The sequence below is a fragment of the Flavobacterium sp. GNP001 genome (assembly GCF_054343775.1).
The window spans coordinates 1,173,454-1,190,259 of sequence record NZ_JBTGUX010000001.1 but is presented as its reverse complement, the minus strand read 5'-3'; the positions used below and the strand labels follow the sequence as shown (position 1 = coordinate 1,190,259).

Annotated in this window: 10 protein-coding genes; all 10 read right to left on the bottom strand. The window is 30.3% G+C overall.

Going from position 1 to position 16,806, the window contains the following annotated elements; genetic code table 11:
• Nucleotides 1-8: 8 nt before the first annotated feature.
• The 10 genes from mads7 to ACXX8U_RS04960 all read right to left on the bottom strand — a co-directional run bounded on the left by mads7 (nt 9) and on the right by ACXX8U_RS04960 (nt 16,669).
• Nucleotides 9-1,565 carry a methylation-associated defense system protein MAD7 gene (mads7, locus tag ACXX8U_RS05005; protein WP_458564885.1) on the bottom strand — a complete coding sequence of 519 codons (1,557 nt, stop codon included), beginning with the start codon at nt 1,563-1,565 and terminating at the stop codon, nt 9-11.
• A gap of 2 nt (nt 1,566-1,567) precedes the next feature.
• The gene (mads6, locus tag ACXX8U_RS05000) at nt 1,568-6,040 is read right to left on the bottom strand and encodes a methylation-associated defense system protein kinase MAD6 (RefSeq protein ID WP_458564884.1); all 4,473 of its coding nucleotides are present in this window, start codon (nt 6,038-6,040) and stop codon (nt 1,568-1,570) included.
• Nucleotides 6,031-7,386 carry a methylation-associated defense system restriction endonuclease subunit S MAD5 gene (mads5, locus tag ACXX8U_RS04995; RefSeq protein ID WP_458564883.1) on the bottom strand — a complete coding sequence of 452 codons (1,356 nt, stop codon included), beginning with the start codon at nt 7,384-7,386 and terminating at the stop codon, nt 6,031-6,033. Before mads5 ends, mads6 begins: the two co-directional genes overlap by 10 nt.
• 11 nt (nt 7,387-7,397) lie before the next feature.
• A complete protein-coding gene (mads2, locus tag ACXX8U_RS04990) occupies nt 7,398-9,395 on the bottom strand; it encodes a methylation-associated defense system DNA methyltransferase MAD2 (protein WP_458564882.1) in 1,998 nt (665 codons plus the stop codon).
• A gap of 11 nt (nt 9,396-9,406) precedes the next feature.
• Nucleotides 9,407-10,255, bottom strand: coding sequence for a nucleotidyl transferase AbiEii/AbiGii toxin family protein (locus ACXX8U_RS04985; protein WP_458564881.1), 849 nt, complete (start codon nt 10,253-10,255; stop codon nt 9,407-9,409).
• Nucleotides 10,245-11,240 (bottom strand): type IV toxin-antitoxin system AbiEi family antitoxin, encoded by a 996-nt coding sequence (locus ACXX8U_RS04980; protein ID WP_458564880.1) that lies wholly within the window; start codon nt 11,238-11,240, stop codon nt 10,245-10,247. The genes ACXX8U_RS04985 and ACXX8U_RS04980 overlap by 11 nt, the downstream gene beginning before the upstream one ends.
• Before the next feature lie 419 nt (nt 11,241-11,659).
• Nucleotides 11,660-13,759 carry a VapE domain-containing protein gene (locus ACXX8U_RS04975; RefSeq protein ID WP_458564879.1) on the bottom strand — a complete coding sequence of 700 codons (2,100 nt, stop codon included), beginning with the start codon at nt 13,757-13,759 and terminating at the stop codon, nt 11,660-11,662.
• A 97-nt stretch (nt 13,760-13,856) separates the two neighbouring features.
• The gene (locus ACXX8U_RS04970) at nt 13,857-14,138 is read right to left on the bottom strand and encodes a helix-turn-helix domain-containing protein (protein WP_188601235.1); all 282 of its coding nucleotides are present in this window, start codon (nt 14,136-14,138) and stop codon (nt 13,857-13,859) included.
• An 89-nt stretch (nt 14,139-14,227) separates the two neighbouring features.
• Complete coding sequence (locus ACXX8U_RS04965; protein ID WP_458564878.1) at nt 14,228-15,115, bottom strand: hypothetical protein; 888 nt, start codon at nt 15,113-15,115, stop codon at nt 14,228-14,230.
• 336 nt (nt 15,116-15,451) lie between these two features.
• Nucleotides 15,452-16,669, bottom strand: coding sequence for a tyrosine-type recombinase/integrase (locus ACXX8U_RS04960; RefSeq protein ID WP_458564877.1), 1,218 nt, complete (start codon nt 16,667-16,669; stop codon nt 15,452-15,454).
• Nucleotides 16,670-16,806: the final 137 nt, after the last annotated feature.

Sequence of the window (16,806 nt, the reverse complement as noted above, 5' to 3'; positions counted from 1 at the left end):
AAAAAAATTTAATCCATTTGATATCTAGGTCTTACCTTTTGTAGAATATATGCATCACTTAAATCGTTATAAAAGCCAATTTGTCTTAATTTAAATTTAAACGCTTCAACATTTTCTTTGAAGGCCAAAATAGTATTTACATCAGCATTACTAAATCTTTCCTCACTTAACCCATTGATAACAAGACCGTATCTTTCTCGTAAATTCTTAGTTAATTCTTCTATTGACAAACTTTTTGTAACAAAACGATCGTTCTCTAAATGTAAAACCTGAATTTGAACTAGCGTTTCTAAAAGTCTGGTTCCTAAGACATATCTTCTAGGGTGTTTTTTGCTTCTACCCTGTGCGAGATAGCCTCTTTCATTATTTTTTTGAGAAATACTATCCATAAATTGAGGATAATATTTCAATTGATATGGCCCCTTTATTTTCATTAATAATTCTACATATCGATCAAAATAAGTAGTTTCATATTTTACCATTTCGTTAACCAAGTCTTTATCTTCTTGTTCGAAGTTTCCATAAATGTAATCCCAATGTGTTTCAAACTTTAACTCGAAAGATTCGCTTTTTTCCTTTAATATTCTTAAAACTTCTATTAATGAATCTGAATCGGTCTTATCTAATTTAAATCTTGCAATTACTGCATTTATTTGAAAAGTAGCTTTTATGTAATTATACAATGAATTATAATTTTTAGCAGCATCTTCGATGGCTATTGAAGATATTTTACTTTCAAAATTATCGGTAACATCAACTACAATGTTCCAATCTTCTTCCATTTTTAGATTACCTTTTTCTATTAATTGAGGTAATGAAGAAATAACTTTATTTACGTACAATGACAAATGAAATGAAGTGATTGTTTTTAAATAATCAATTAGAACATTTCTAGGAATTTCATTTTTATAAACTAATAATTTATGGACATCATCACAATACAGTTCCGCCTGTTTTTTATTAATTGGAGATATTTTATTCAGTTCTGAATTACTTTCTAAAAACCCAGGATTAATATTTTTTATTAAATGTAAAATCCCTAAGCTATCTACATCCAAGTTATTACCATTTAAAAATTGACTTTGGCTTGCATCCCAACCCTCCATTAAGAAATTTTTTAATTCGTTTTTAACTGCTGGCTTTTGACTTAACATTAAATATAATTGATCAGCACTAAAGAAATCTCTAGTTTGTTGCGCATTACGAACTCTGTAGCTTTCAAGATGAATTGGTCTTAAAGAAGATATTTTTTCTTTTTCTGAATTTCCTCTATTTACAAGATTTATTAAATTTGTTCTTAACCATAATTCAACCGCCTCGGGGTTTTCTTTAAATCCTTCAATACCTCCATCTTCTTCTAACTTTATAAAGATTTCTTTTAGTTTTTCCAATTTAATGAATACATTTTCGCCTTTACGTGCTCTTTGTTTTGGTCTTACGCCATTATGTTTTAACAGCATAAACAAATTTACTAGTGTGCTATCTATATTGTTTACTTTGGCATCGGCAGTAAATATTAGTTCATTACGGAAAATGCCTTCATCTTTATTTAAATTTATTGCCATACCTATATTGTTACTTTTTTAATTGCTATTTTACTAGAACCCATTTTTTTGATTGAAAAGAATTCCTTATTGTTTGGAGTTACAACAATTTCATCATATTTAAGATTTTCTAATAGATTTTTAAACACTATTAGTTCCACAAATTTTCCTTTTAAATCATTTAATGATGGGCTAAATCCTTTTTGAATAAAATGAAGCATTTCATATAAATCTAAAGAAATGGTTAAGCTAATATGTTTGTGTTTTTTATGCCTAAAAATTAAACTATCCGCTTCATACTCTATGTATTTTGTGAGATGCTCTGATTTATTTACAAATAAATCAAATTCTTCTAATGGGAAGAGTTTGAAAGATTTTCCATAAAGATCTTTAATTTCAGTTGAAGCTAATACTAAATTTTTCTCATCTAAATCTTGATTGTTACAACCTTCATTTAAAGAAACCGCACGAGATATCGATTTTTTTATAGAATCATCTAATTCTGATTTGCTCAAAACGTTGACGAAATCATAAACTGATTTATATGGCAATCTTAATAAGTAGCCGGGTTTACCTAATTCAACATCTTTATTTTCACCTTCATTACTTTTATGTATTGTATTTATCTTGCCAAAGAATTTACCTTCATAGAATTGGTGTCTAACAAATACTTTTTGTCTGTTTCTTATTCTTTCAATATACTCATCACTTTGGTCATAAGCAGCCTTATAGTTTTTTGCTTCATTGAAAATTTCTAAAAAATCAAAATTCCTTTCTTCAAATAGCAAATAATCTTTATGGTAATGTTTGTTAAAAAATAATTCTCTATCTAAATTAGGAATCGCTACTTCACCAATATCTGTTTCCCTTATTAATTTAATAAGACGGTCTTTGTTTCCCGAATCTATTATTTTAGGGTTAGAAATATTGAAATAATAATATTGCCATAAACTTTCAATGTCATTTTTATTGTTTTCTAGTAATTCCGGAATGTCTTCACAAGCGACATCTCTAGTTAAAAGAAAAGCGATGAAAGATCTTACATCACGCATAGTAATATGTAATTCTCTTTTTAAGCTGACAGTTCTCAAGAGCCATTCTAACCTGTTTATAACTGAATCTCCAGAAATATCATCATTTAAGGTCTTTACATTGTAATTAATAAAACATGAATTAGCTAAATCACAACCTTCACAATTTCTCCAAAGTTCTTTTCTTGTGAGTTGTTTGACTTGTTTTTTAAACAAACTACCAATTGCATCATTATCTGAAACAACAGAACGGAGATTAAGATTTATAACTAAAATACCTTCTGGAAGGTCAACATTACCCTCTTCATAAAAATAATCTTCAATGCTTTTTGATAATTTTTTATGTTTTGTAGAAGTTGTCAAAAATTCTACTAAACGACCTTCGTTGATTGCTATTATTCTTCCTTCAGAAGCTCTGTTGTAATTTAAAAGATTTTCGAATGGATTAAAAAACTTCTCTAAAACTTCTGTGTTATCAATATCTTTTTCGTCTTGAGATCCATCATAATTACTTTCATAATTAACACCATTTATCATGAAACGTGCCCCATTATTATGTTCAAAATGTTGGATGTTTTTTACTGATGGATTTTGCTCAATTTTTTTTACGAAAGCTGTTTTACCATCACCTGCATTTCCTGTAATAATTACTAGTTTATATTTACCATCAATTATTGCTGGCAAAAGCGTTTTATCAAGTTTTGTTGGAGTATAGGTTTCATCATCTAATTCACTTGTTTTGATATTTACTCTAGTACCAAAATTTCCATATTTTGATTGACTATACAATGAATTGACATAATCAACCATGTTTATTCCTTCTACTGAAATTTTATGCGACTTGATTTTGTCTTTGTTTTTATCAAACAAATCTTTAATTGCATTATAAACTCTATCGACATTGCCAGGATTAAAATTACGGGCACCACCATTCCAAAAGACTTCATTGATAATCATTTCATCATCTACCTTTAGGACTAACTTAATTTTTTCTCCTAAGTCAATAGAGGTTTTGTATTTTTCAATATTATCTTTAAATCTTTCAAGTGCGTTTTGTATGGCAGCATGTAAGTCAACATAGGTATTATTACTATTGTGTAATTTTAAATTGAATGACGGTGATTGTATTATTGAAATTTGGGTATGATATAATTTGTTTCTTGAACTAGCTTCCTTTATATTTGGAACAATTTCTTCTAATAAATTTGACTCTAAATTTTTGAGAGTTGAAAGCATTTCTTCAGCTGTTTTGAATCTATCTTCCGTATTAGTTTCAATTGCTTTTGAAATGAAGTTTGAAAATTCATTTGAAATACGAGGTTCAATTGATTTTGGAGTATTGGCTTTCCTATCTCGTATAGGCATTTTATTGGGATGCCAAGGATATTGTTTACAAATTAACTCAAATAAAGTAACACCTAAAGCAAACAAATCAGCGGATAAATCCCAGTTTACTTTATAATTACTTTCTATTAAATCAGGAGCTAAATATGGGTTCGTACCTACAAAATCTTTGTTTTGATTCATAGTTGAAGCTACATTAAAATCAATCAACACAAAACGTTCACCATTATCCCAAATGATGTTTTGCGGTTTAATATCCCTATGAATTATTGGTTTTTCTCTGTTTTGCATCGCAACTAATGCGGAAAGAATATCTACGCCAACATTATACGCTTGATGTATTGGTAGACTTATATCTGTTGAAGTATATTGTCTTAGATTCTCTCCTTCTAAGTATTCCATCAATGTGTAAAATTGACCGGAAGGTGTTTCACCATTCCACTTAAATTTGACAATATTTTGATGGTTTAATTCGATTAAAGCTGCGTATTCATCTTTTACAGAATTTACATTTACACTATCGTTAAAAAGTTTCAGCGTATAAAAATTATCTTGCAAACGATGCTTTACCTTAAAAACTTTAGAATATCCACCTTTGCCTAAAACTTTATGTATTGCAAAATCGCCAATTGTATCTCCTTCTTTAATTTCTTCAAAAGATATTATTTTCGATGGCTCGTTTTTTTCCTCATCCTTTTTACTTTTAGTTGTATTTAAAGATATAGCATTGTCAATTATCTCTTGTAGTTTTTCAATACTTTTAATACGCTGAAACTCATCTGTAATTATAGTCTTAGAACAAATTTCGTCAATCCATTTAGGAAGATTAGTGTTTACATGAGATGGCATTAGATTATCTGTTAATTTACCACCTAAATTATTTAGCTCAAAAGGTGAAGAAAAAGGCTCTTTGTCTGTGAATAACCAATAAATCAATACACCTAAAGAATAAACGTCTGAGGCAATAGAAGCATCACCAATAGTCAATTCTAATGGATGATATGCAGTTGCATTACTTTGATTTATGGTTGGCATAACCGTATAACCTTCATCTGAATGGTCCATAAAATATGACTTACCAAAGTTTCCTAAATAAGCATATCCACTGTTTAAATAAATGTTGTCTGGATTGATGTCTCTATGGAAAATATTTTCTTTATGTGCTTCTTTTAAAGCCACCATTACGTTTTTGATAATATCAACCTTTTCTTTGAACGTAAATGTTTTAATTCGAGATTCAGAACGCAAAGAGTTTTCATCCATGAGATCTGATATTTCGTAGAATAAATGGTTTTCCTCATCAATTCTAAAATCAACGTTCAAAATAAAAGGTTTTCCTTTTATATTTTTGAGTGCATTGTATTGGTTTTTAATTTTGTCTTCTCTATTTTTTAATTCCTTAGGAGACAAACCAACCACCTGCATAGCGTACTCTTTTATTCTTCTGTTTGATGATGTTGATCCGATTTGCTTCGCCAAGTATTCTACAAAATTGTTTTCTTGATGAAGTATTTTGATAATTTCAAATTCATATATGCGTTTCTTTTCTTCTGCTCTTTTTTGATTTTGCTGACCCGTTAGATAATTAAGAATTGGTTTTTGAATGTCTTCAATTGCATCTTCACTTTTATTTAATTCACCGGCATCTGTAATAAAATTGATTAACCTTTTATTTAGTTGAAAGGTTAGTTTATCGTCTTCAGGAGTAATAATAGGAAATGTATAGTTATCATAGGAAAGAGTAACGATATTTTGAACCCAAGCTCTTGCCCAAGATGGATTGAACTCTTTTAGCTTTGATGCTAAAATTGCCGATTTTTGACGGTTGGTTCGTAAAGGATTTCTACGAGGTTGGTCGTTTAAATACCAAGTATTATCATCTCCTTCTATACGACCACGCCAATCTTTATTTTCAATATTAAAAATCGCATGTGGTGCAATTACAATTAGATCATATTCCCAATATTGAGTAAGATTATTTTTTGTGTTTGTAGAAATTAATTCAACATTAGGAATTAAATAGAAATCATCTGGAAGATTGACTTCTAAAAAATCCATTAGTTTTTTTTCTCCAGCGTTTACTACACTATCAAAATAGGTTGGTTTAACTATTATTGCCATGCGTCTATTTCTTTTTCGATTAAGTCTATTGCTTGGTTTTCTTTATTGGTAGCTTTGTCTAAAGCATTTATATAATTTTCAACTTTTTCTGAAATTAGATTTTGTAATTTCTCATCTAAAATAGGAATATCAATGTCTCCTATTAAATCTTCATTCAACGTTATTATAACAGAGCCAAAAGATGATGCCTCCATTGTCTTTTTACCAGTTTTTGTTTTAAGAAATGCAAAAACATAGTTTGGCGAAATTTTTGCTGAATCAATTTTTAATCGTAAAGCATGCTCTGATACCACAATACCATTAAGCGAATCTCCAACTAAAATAGTATTACCAACTGTCCCAGATCTCGAAATTAAAATATCATATTTTTCTACTTTCATTGACTTTAATCCTGGCGTATTATTGCTAATATACTTTGTAGTTCTTACAGGATTAAATAGCATCATATCAGAAGATGACAAAAACGGAGTGCCATTAGAAACATAATTTCTTTTACCTCTACCGCCCACAAATATGTTACTCGCTAAATCATTGATTTTTAAATATTTTAATTCCTTGTATTCACTTTTAATTTTCTTCCATAAAACTTGATATTGGCTATCAAATCTTTTATTTTTTGAAAAAATATTACTAGATGAAATTCTATCAAATTGATAACCTAAATTTACTTCACAATCGTTTAATTCATTTTCAAACAATTCTATAGATTCTCGCAATAAATTATTTGCTTTAACTCTTATCTGAGCTGAATCCATAATTAAATTATGGACTTCTAATTGTTTGTTTTCTGGTAGTAATGGAACAGGAACATCTTTAATGTGATTTGGTTCAATATGTTGAATTACTGCGCCATAAGTTCCTTGAGTTAAAAAACTATAACCATATTTAGAAGATAAATAAGCGTATAAATATCCCGATTTAATATTATCATTTGGTATAACTCTCATTATATGTTGTGAGGCAGTTTTCCCTATAAAATCATCATTTGTATAAACAGTGTTTCCTATAGTGCCAGAACATGAAACTAATATCCAATTTTTTTCTAAAATTAATTTGTTAATATTCTTAGAATATTTATTTGAAATGTATTTCAAATCATCAATATGCAACTTAAGCATATCAGAACTGCCCATAAAAGGAATCCCAAATTGCCTATCTCTAACATAATATCTTTTAAATCTAGCACCATTAAAAATACTAGATGTTAGATTTTTTAGGAATTCTATTTTATATTTTGATTTATAAATTTTGATTTGATTTAAACTTCCTTCATTAAGATATGATTTAGAATCTAGTCTTTTATCTTTTTCAAATAGATGTTTACTTGAAACTATTTGTGTATTCATAAAACATTATTTTAGTTATTATTTTTTAAATATGCCTCCACAATTTTTGGTAAATCGTCGTCTAACCTTTTTTGTTTTTCTCTACGAACTTTTACTTCTTTAGTTTCGTCTTTATTTGTAATTACATATTTGTTGTCAACTGTGTAAAGAATTTCGGCACCATCTTCATCACGAACATAAATAGGATTTCCTCTTCGGTCTTTGCCTAATTTTTCAGCGATAGCCATAAACACTTCATAATCTTCATCTGTTTCTCGTGCAATACTTTTAGTATTATCAGTTTTCTTTTCTAAAAACAAAAGTGAAGATTGAACTCCTACCTGTGGCAAGAAGGCTTCAACTGCTAAATCTATAGACGCTAAAATTTTGAAATTTTCTAAAATCCATTCTCTTACTGGTAAAGTATTAGGGTTTCCTAAAATACCATCGGGTAGAACTATTGCCATTTTACCGCCTGGTTTTAATAAATTGTAACAAGCTTCTATAAAGAGTACTTCTGGAGCATCTGAATATTTAGATAAATAGTATTTAGCAGCAATTTCTTTTTCTACTTTAACTTTAGCACCAAAAGGAGGATTCGTGAAAATCATATCGAATTTACCGCGAGCATCATCCGTATAATTGTTATCGATGTCTTTCATTTTATCTAAGCTCTTTTTTATAGATGCTTTAATTTTTTCTAATTCGTTAGGATCTTCCCAGTCTGGGTAATCTAAAGAATTTACGTGAAAAATATTTGCGTGACCATCACCAGCCATCACCATGTTCATACGAGCTGCTTTTTTTAAATCTGGATCAAAATCAAAACCATAAATATTGGTTTCGGCATATTTACGAACTCTTTCATTTACTTCATATGTATTGAATTTTTCAATTAGCAAAACCTCTTCCAAATCAGGATATAATTCTTTTGCAATTTGTTTCCTTACATGTTCTAATACCATAACTAAAAAACCTCCTGAACCACATGCTGGGTCCAAAACACGAGTTTTTTCGTTAGGATTAAGCATTTCAACCATTGCTCTAACGATGTTTCTTGGTGTGAAAAATTGACCTGCTTCTTGTTTTAAAGTGTTGCTTACAATAGTTTCATATGCCATTCCTTTAACATCAACAGTTGCATCTAGAAATGAATATTTAGCTAATTCACTAGCAATAAAAGCAATCCCTTTATCTGTAAGTGCTATTGCTTCGTTTCCATCGAAAACATCTGAAAAGGTACTTTCACCTTTTAATTCTTCAAATATATCTTTTATACGTTTGGCGACACTTTTTCTTCCTTCATCAGTATTTTTTTCTTTTATTCCAACCCAAAATTTTCTGCGGTAAGATTCACCAGTTTCTATACAAATAAATCGTCTTTTTTCATCGTATAGTTTACAAAAGATAAGGTATAACAATTGCCAAAAGGCATCTTTTTTTCGCCCTTCATTGCCATAAATATAGTCGTGAGAACGTTTGAAAACCTTTATTAAAGAGTCATTTGCTGGTTTACGGCTATGAGAACGGTCAGCACGATCAAGATCATCGATAGATTCACCATGTCCTGGAATATCTGCTAAATCAGAAAAGATAAAATCGAAACCTAAAGTATCGTCTTCTTTTTGAAGGTATTTTAAATCATTGCCATTCGTCCAAAGACCGAAATCACAATTATCTAAAGCAGCTAGAGCATTCTCTAAAGTGATGGTAACACCTTTCTTTTTATCGTTTTCCTTTATTTTCTCATCTTGAACGACTGCGATTCTAATAATGTCTTCTTGATTTTGATTGGAATTTTCTTGATAAACAACTACTTCAACTTTTTGTTTTTTTGTCTTAGCAGTGTCCGGATCTACGAATGTTATATTTATATCACGAGCAATGTTTTTTAAATCAAAACCATACTCTTCACTAAGCATACGGATTATAGATTGTATATTTTTTTCTTGTGAAGTTGCTTTTTTTGGTTTGTCTGTTAAAAAACAAACTAATTGATTGTCTTCAATAATAATTTCTTCAGTTGCCATATTTAGTTTTGTTATTTTTTTAATTGATTTACGATTATTTGAATACATTCGTATAATTCATCGAATTGTAAACCTGTGTGTGTTTCTATCATTTGATTTAAAAGTATGCTCCCTTCTTTCTTTTCTAGTTCAACATTTAGCGTGGCAATTAAAAAATCTAGAAGCTTTGCATTATCTTTAACTAACTCTTTTAGATCAATTCCTATTAAACTTGAACTAGCTTTAAGTTCAGTATAATTTTCAATATCATATACTTGATCATAATATTCTGTTGCTGCTCTTTCATCATTAATATTTAAATAGTTCTTCATAATGAAGACTAAGTCATCAGCATCTTTATTTACTTTTTGATTTCGGTCTCTCCAGGCAACAATTTTTAAAAGGAAGATGCCTATTAGGTTTACTACATCAAATTCAATTTCATCATCTAATGTTACAGAAACAGTTGCTTTTTGAACTTCATTAAAGCCTAATACAGTCATTGCGAAGTCTTGGTCTGGAGGCCAATAGATTTTATCATTTTCCTCCATTATATCTCCATACGGAACAATATCTAATTCAAATTTATCCAAATATAAAAACCTTTGTTTTTGATTTTTATCCTTAGAAAAATTATCAAGTTTAGTAAGCTCTTCTGAAATTTCTTTGAACTTTTCCCATTTATCAATAGTAATTGCAATATCAATATCTTGAGTTCTTCTTCCTGATTGCTCACCATTTATTTCTAAAATAATATCTCTTGCTGTTGCACCTATAACAAAAAATTTAACTCCTTCTTTTTCAAAAAAAGGAATTAATTCTTCGAGTAAAGGCTTCAATAATGGATGCTCTATTTTTTCGCTACTTATTTTATAACTCATTTTCTAATATCATTTTAGCAGCTTCTATATTTCTACTATTATTTGTTCCCATTAAATCGGCATAAACAACCAGAGATGGTGCCAGATTATTATTAATTTTTGATAAACTTTCTAACCAACAAGTGTTATAAATCTTAACATTACCGTTATTATCAGGGATTAATTTTAACTCTTTGCCTAAATTTGTTAATTCCTCGTTTGAATAAATTGTATATTCTAGAGGTTTAAGGTAGTTTGTTATTTTTTCAGCAGCAGGTTCACCTCCGAAAAATATATTATTGTTTTTATTATTATTTACGGATAACCGTAATTGTTCAATATTTATAGCCTTATATGCTTTTCTAAACAATCTAGGCTTTAAGGTTTCATTGTATGCAATAAACCATCTTTCTATAAGTTCATCAATATTTTTAAGGATTCTTTTTTCTTTTGATTTTAAGATATAATTATTATTCTCTAATTCTTTCATTATTTGACTCACAGAACCTAACGCAATATTAGATTGATCAGCCAATACTCTGTATGAAAAATCAAGAGATTCTTTATTAGTAATTAACAATAATATCAACTTCAAACCAGCTTCTTGAAATACTCTAGCTTGATTAACATTTTTAGGTTTGATATGTTTTCTTCCTTCAATAATTATCTTTAAATCTTTTGTGTTTATATAACAATTTCCTGCTACATCTAAATAATTGATTTTGTTTTCAATTAATGAATCTGCGACATCTTTTGCTATATATTCACCAACAAAAAGTGTGTTTTTATTGTTTATTATTGAATTCCTAAATTCATTTATTTGATTAATTATTATGCTCAAATTAGAATTTCTGGCGTTTTTCTTGGCTATACAATAAAACGTTTGATCATTGATTTGTATAACAGCGTCATAAGGCTTCCTATTACTATCAATAGTAATTTCAGACTTTATAAGTTCTTGTAAATTAGAGAAGGCTTCGTAGACAAAATCATTATCCTTATACATGGTGTTCAATATTTATTACTGTTCATTGACAATGAACGTTCAAATATAATGAACATAATATTAATAAAAAAATTATTCTATGAAAAAAAACAACTTCAAATGTATTTAATATTAAAAAGGCAAGGAGGGTAAGGTAATTAGGGATAAAAGATTTTTTATTTTTTTAAAAAATAAAAAACAGATTTATGTGGCTTTTCGGGCGCAAAGTGGAACTGCAACTTTATCTTTTTGCATTATTGTAGTCTTATGCTACCCGATTTTTTGAAAAGGAAAAAAATAAAAAATGTTTGTTGCGTTTTTTGCTTACCCTGCCTGCCCTTTGAATTTAGTGCAAAATGGTAGAAAGAAAAGAAACAAAAAAAAGTGACTAAATATTGAATTTAGTCACTGATTAAATTGATTAGCACAGATAACAATTGCTATTGTTCTTCGTCTACAGTTTTGTTTTTATTGTCAACTTCTTCATAGGTGTTTTCGATTAAAGCATATACTGCCAAGCCATTTTTTTTTAGTCTGATGAAGTTGTGTTTTTTTAATGCTTTCCCTAATTTGTTTATTGTTGCATCATTAATATTTATTTTAGCTTTTTCAGCAATTTTTGATGCTATCTGAGAAGCATTTAAAAAAATATTTGCTTTGTCTCTCTCGCAAGGTGAAAACCACGTTAACAATAATTCTTCTTCTGGGCTATGTAGTTGGTATTGTTCGTTATTTGCTGTTATATTCTTGATTTCTTCCTGGTCAAACCAAAATCTAAATTCACTTTTGAAGAGAAATAAAGCTTGTGAAAAAGCCATATTAATATCTACTTCGTGTTGGTATTTTATGCCTTCTAATTCAAAACAAAGAAACCTTCTGCTTCCTGTACTATCATTTAAGAACTGTGCTGTATTGACACTTCCGGCAAAGGATGCGCGTCTTGGCATTGTTTCATTGTTGTGACCGTAGGCTTTTCTCATTCTGATTTGTGTTTTTGTTATTATTTCTTTGAGGGATCCAATTTCGGAACGGTTTAGGTTTTCGAGTTCGTCCAAGTTGATTAACATACATTCCGCCAGTTGTACCAATGTATCTTTATTGTTTGGGTTTATAGTACCAGAAAATAAATACTCTTTCAAAGGTTTTGGGACTAGCTTTTCAACCCAAGTTGTTTTACCTAATCCTTGTTTGCCACTGAAGACAATAACCGTGTGATTGATTACTTTTTCATCGAGTACACAACCGACCATAGCCACTAACCATTTTTTGAAACATTGTTGCCAAAGTTCTTGTTTTGTGGTTGTTATTGTGTTGGCTAATTCGGTAATGTAATCTGTCTTTTCATCATAGGTTGGTAAATTGAAAAAGTAATCTTCAAAGGGATTGAACAGCTCACAGAAATCAGAATAAAGCAAGTTTCGTAATGAGGATAAGTTGGTTTTAATTCGACCTTTGAGACATTCTCTAAGCATTGAATTTTCAATAAAATCATTCATCACATTCCATTTCTTTTTACCGAAATACTGGAACTCTAACTTACCTGAAACGATATTATGACGAAATACATATCTTGTTGATAAAAACAGTTCTAAACGGTCTATTTGTGTTGGTTTTGGTTTGTCTTCGTCGTCTTCATCAGTTGTATCTGTAATTGAAAAATTGGCTGCCTTTTTTGGTTTATTAGGTTGCTCAAATTTTTCATTTTTACCAAACTCGTGAATGTTTCCATAGGCACTGTTGACTGCTTGTGTTACTTCTTTTTCATCATAGCCAAAATCGGTTAGAATATATCCTAGAGCTTGTTGTAATGCAATACCTTTTCGGTTTAGGTTACACGCCAATTGATGAACGAATACGTTGCGACTACCATTCACGAATTGCACTTTTTTTTCGGTGAAATTTACGCAGTGGTTGTAAATAGCGTCGCTGTTGTTGGTTGTCGGTTGTTGAGTTCCCTCGACTACGCTCGGGATGACAGTTTGGGCAGACACTGAAACAAGTTCAGTGTGAAAAGTTGAAGCGTTTTCGTTGCGATATAAATTTTCATCCCAGGAATAAAAGCATAACCTGGTTAAATCTTTGCCTGATTTGTCTATTTCTAGTTTTAAAATATTCTCATAATGAGCTTGAACCTTTAGGAACGTTTCTTTATGTTCGGTTTTTGGAGTTTCTATTTTTACTAGAATTTTTAAACCGTTTCCAGAAGGACTTATAAAACACGCATAAGTAAACTCACTTTGTGCAGCTATACTTTTTGATTTTTGTAAATCGTTTGTACTTAATTTGTCAATGTCTAAGATTATAAACTTTGAATATTCTGTTAGGAATTCTAATTTACGACCACCAACAAATTTTCCTGAAGGTGTAAATGCTGGAAGTGATTTTTTGGCTTTGTTGTATGCTTCCTCTTTCTTTTCAGCCAATGATTTACGCAAGTAAATTATGCCGGGTTTGTACTTTCCTGTTTTGATTTCTTCTAAAATTGTTGGAATTGTTTTGTGTTCTACAACTTCGTTGAAATTCTTGAATATAGTTACCATAGTTTAAAGTTGATAGTTGTTTGGTGGCAGTTGTTGGTTCTCATTTTTGTGAGTTTTGAAATCGAAAAACTCACAAGTTCCATTGCAGCTGCTCATACTATCGTCCTTTGAATGATTTGTTGTAATGCTCTTGTAATAGCTTTTCAACATCGGAAAGTTTGTAGTAGATTTTGTTTCCTACTTGACTGAATGAAATTTTGCCTTCGTCTCTCCAGGTTTGAGCTGTACGTTTTGAAATTTTCATCAGTAATAGGAATTCTTGATTGTCTAAAAAGGTTTCTTTCTTTGGGTCTGCCTTGATTGAAAGTTGGGATTGAATAGTGTCTAATTTGGTCATTAGATCTGTGAACTGGTCTTTTGTGAAGATAATTGCATCCATTTTTAAAAGTTTTAAATTGTTATGATGCAAATGTGAGAAGTAGTAAAAAGTCCAAAAGTCCTGAAATGGTCTTTCAGGACTATTTTGTTTTAGAGCATTTTGTCGATGTCTATTCTTTTATGGGGTTTCGGACGTTTTTCGGTTCTCGAAGGAGTAAGTATTGTTTTGACTGTTTCAGGACTTATTTCTTTTCCGTCTTTGTCAACATAGGAATTTACGATGATTGCCACCAAGTCATTCACTGAACCATCAATCATTGATTTTCCATCTACAAATAACTCTCTCGTAAACTGGTAATGGATATCAATAAACTGGTTTAGATTGCAATTGATTTGCATCTTTTTGAATGGTAATTGGTTTTGATTTTGTTCTCTTTTGGTTTGTTCTACAGCTGCTTGTAATTTTTGTAAGGCATAAATATGCTCGATTTCTTTAGCACATTGCACATCATACATTGGCGTTTTTTGATTGATAAACTCGATACTTGCTTGTTGGTATTCAAACATTTCTTTGGTTAACAATAGTATTTTTTCATCATCGCTTTCACAATTGACCAATTGCTTTTTGATTTCATAAAACGAAAAATGACGGTCTTCACTTTCGGCATTAATGAATTTCTTAGGTGTTTTTGCAACTGGTTCTTTTACGCTCGAAGATTGCAGCTCTGTTCGTTTTTTTTCGATTAAGATATAGAGTTTATTGTATCTACTCATTGCCGTTTTGGAGCTGAAAAAAGCTTCATTGTTGGCTAATAGTTTTTCGAGTTTGCAAATCCATACCTCTGGGTTTTTCACCAGGTTGAATTGATAATCGATAAATGCAGGAAATTGAGATTGTTTGAGTTCTAGAATTTTTGCAATTATAGCATTGCAATAATTTTGAATGTTGATTTTGTCTTCGACAATAATATCAAATAAAGGATTTTTGGCTTGTGCCGCAGGCACTGCCAATAATTCTACAAACTCTGCGGTTTGCATATTTTGATCCTTTGAATTCAATTGTAATATTGTCTTTTTTGTTATTCATTTATTTAAAAATTGTAACTAAAAGCGGATTAAAATTTGATGTTTTCTTGTTGCTGTTTGGCTTATAAAGAGCAATCATCTTTTTTTCGATTTGTTTGCTTTGAAAATTACTAGATTTCTATTTCGCAAAAATATAAATTTAAAAAAATCCTTGTTAAAAGATTTTAAATGAGTTATTAACAACTTTGATTTACCTTGATTTTATTGGCTCTACAGAGTACGAGAGTAAAAAACAATGAATTTTACTCTCGAAAAAAAAACGAAGGTAAATGTTACCTTCGTTCACTTTTAGAATATGTAATTGTCAACTGCTTTGTCCAATTCTTCGCTGATGATTTTGGCATATATCTGCGTTGTGCTGATGTCTGTGTGGTCCATTAATTTAGAAACGTGCTCAATTCTCATTCCATTATTTAACGCATTTGTTGCAAAACTGTGTCGCGATAAATGGAACGAAAGTGGAAACGGTAGTTTCAACATTTTACCCATTCGGTTGAGTTGGAAATTTGCAGAATGATTTTCTCTTTGTGAAATGAAATAACGTATTTCTTCGCTCTTGTTGTATGATTTTTTATCGGTGATTATTGGGAAAATATAATCGTCAGCTTGTGCATCTTCTTTGATGTATTTATTCAGAATATCTATCGCCACTTTACCAATTTTAAACTGGTGTAATCTTCCTGTTTTGCGGATTACTTTTTTTATTCGTTGCTCTTCGCTATTGTAATTGGTGTATTGCAGCTCGATAACATCGCTAAATCTTAATCCTCCGGCATAAATAGAGAAAAGGAATAAATCACGCCATAAGTCGGCTTTCTTTCCTTCTTTGAGCTCTAAATTGGTTAGTTTTTCGATTTGGTCTTTGTTTAGGAATACTCTTTTCTCGGTATCTTTTTTTAATGTCAGTTTGTTGAATGGATACATATATTCTGGAATGATGTCTTCTTTGATGGCTTCCTTGAACATTATCGCCAAGATCATTATGGAATAGCGTTGTGTTGTCGCTCCGTTTTTTGAAACATTTCCCATATGAGCCATATAGTCCTTTAAAACCGAAACGGTAATATTATCAAAATAAACATCATTAGTTCCAACATACTTTTCAAATTTCTTAGTGTAAAGCATATAATTTTTATAGGTTCCAAACGAAACGCTGCCTTTAATTTTCTCACATCGAGCATAAGCATATTGAAAAAAGTTTGGCACTTCTTTTCCCTTTATGGCTTCTTTTAGTTTTTTGATGGAAACGGTTTTTACCTTTCTTTCCATATCGGCAACCTGACCTTCAGCATCTGCAATTTTTTGAGATAGGTTGGCATTCATCCTCGCGCTGTTTGGATGGTTCTTTTTTACTTTCTGCTTTACTTCATCCCACTCGTTCTCTTTGAGCTTAACTCCAGCAGTGATAAATTTCGTTTTTCTATCTTTTATAATTCGAATGTACAAAGGGCTGTGTCCGGTTTGGTCTGCCTGGTGTGTTCTTAAAATTAGTTTAATTGATGCCATAGTGCTAGGAAATTAGAAATGTTGTACTATATTTGTAAAGCAATGCAAACGAGTGAAAGTATTGTAAATACTAGGTTTTCATTCGGGTGCATCGTGATACGAAGGTACAACATTGGGTACAACAAAACAAGTATTTC

Excerpts from the sequence above, each read along its gene's own strand:
- mads7 (WP_458564885.1), bottom strand. The coding sequence starts at position 1,565 with ATGGCAATAAATTTAAATAAAGATGAAGGCATTTTCCGTAATGAACTA.
- mads6 (WP_458564884.1), bottom strand. The coding sequence starts at position 6,040 with ATGGCAATAATAGTTAAACCAACCTATTTTGATAGTGTAGTAAACGCT.
- mads5 (WP_458564883.1), bottom strand. The coding sequence starts at position 7,386 with ATGAATACACAAATAGTTTCAAGTAAACATCTATTTGAAAAAGATAAA.
- mads2 (WP_458564882.1), bottom strand. The coding sequence starts at position 9,395 with ATGGCAACTGAAGAAATTATTATTGAAGACAATCAATTAGTTTGTTTT.
- ACXX8U_RS04985 (WP_458564881.1), bottom strand. The coding sequence starts at position 10,255 with ATGAGTTATAAAATAAGTAGCGAAAAAATAGAGCATCCATTATTGAAG.
- ACXX8U_RS04980 (WP_458564880.1), bottom strand. The coding sequence starts at position 11,240 with ATGTATAAGGATAATGATTTTGTCTACGAAGCCTTCTCTAATTTACAA.
- ACXX8U_RS04975 (WP_458564879.1), bottom strand. The coding sequence starts at position 13,759 with ATGGTAACTATATTCAAGAATTTCAACGAAGTTGTAGAACACAAAACA.
- ACXX8U_RS04970 (WP_188601235.1), bottom strand. The coding sequence starts at position 14,138 with ATGGATGCAATTATCTTCACAAAAGACCAGTTCACAGATCTAATGACC.
- ACXX8U_RS04965 (WP_458564878.1), bottom strand. The coding sequence starts at position 15,115 with ATGCAAACCGCAGAGTTTGTAGAATTATTGGCAGTGCCTGCGGCACAA.
- ACXX8U_RS04960 (WP_458564877.1), bottom strand. The coding sequence starts at position 16,669 with ATGGCATCAATTAAACTAATTTTAAGAACACACCAGGCAGACCAAACC.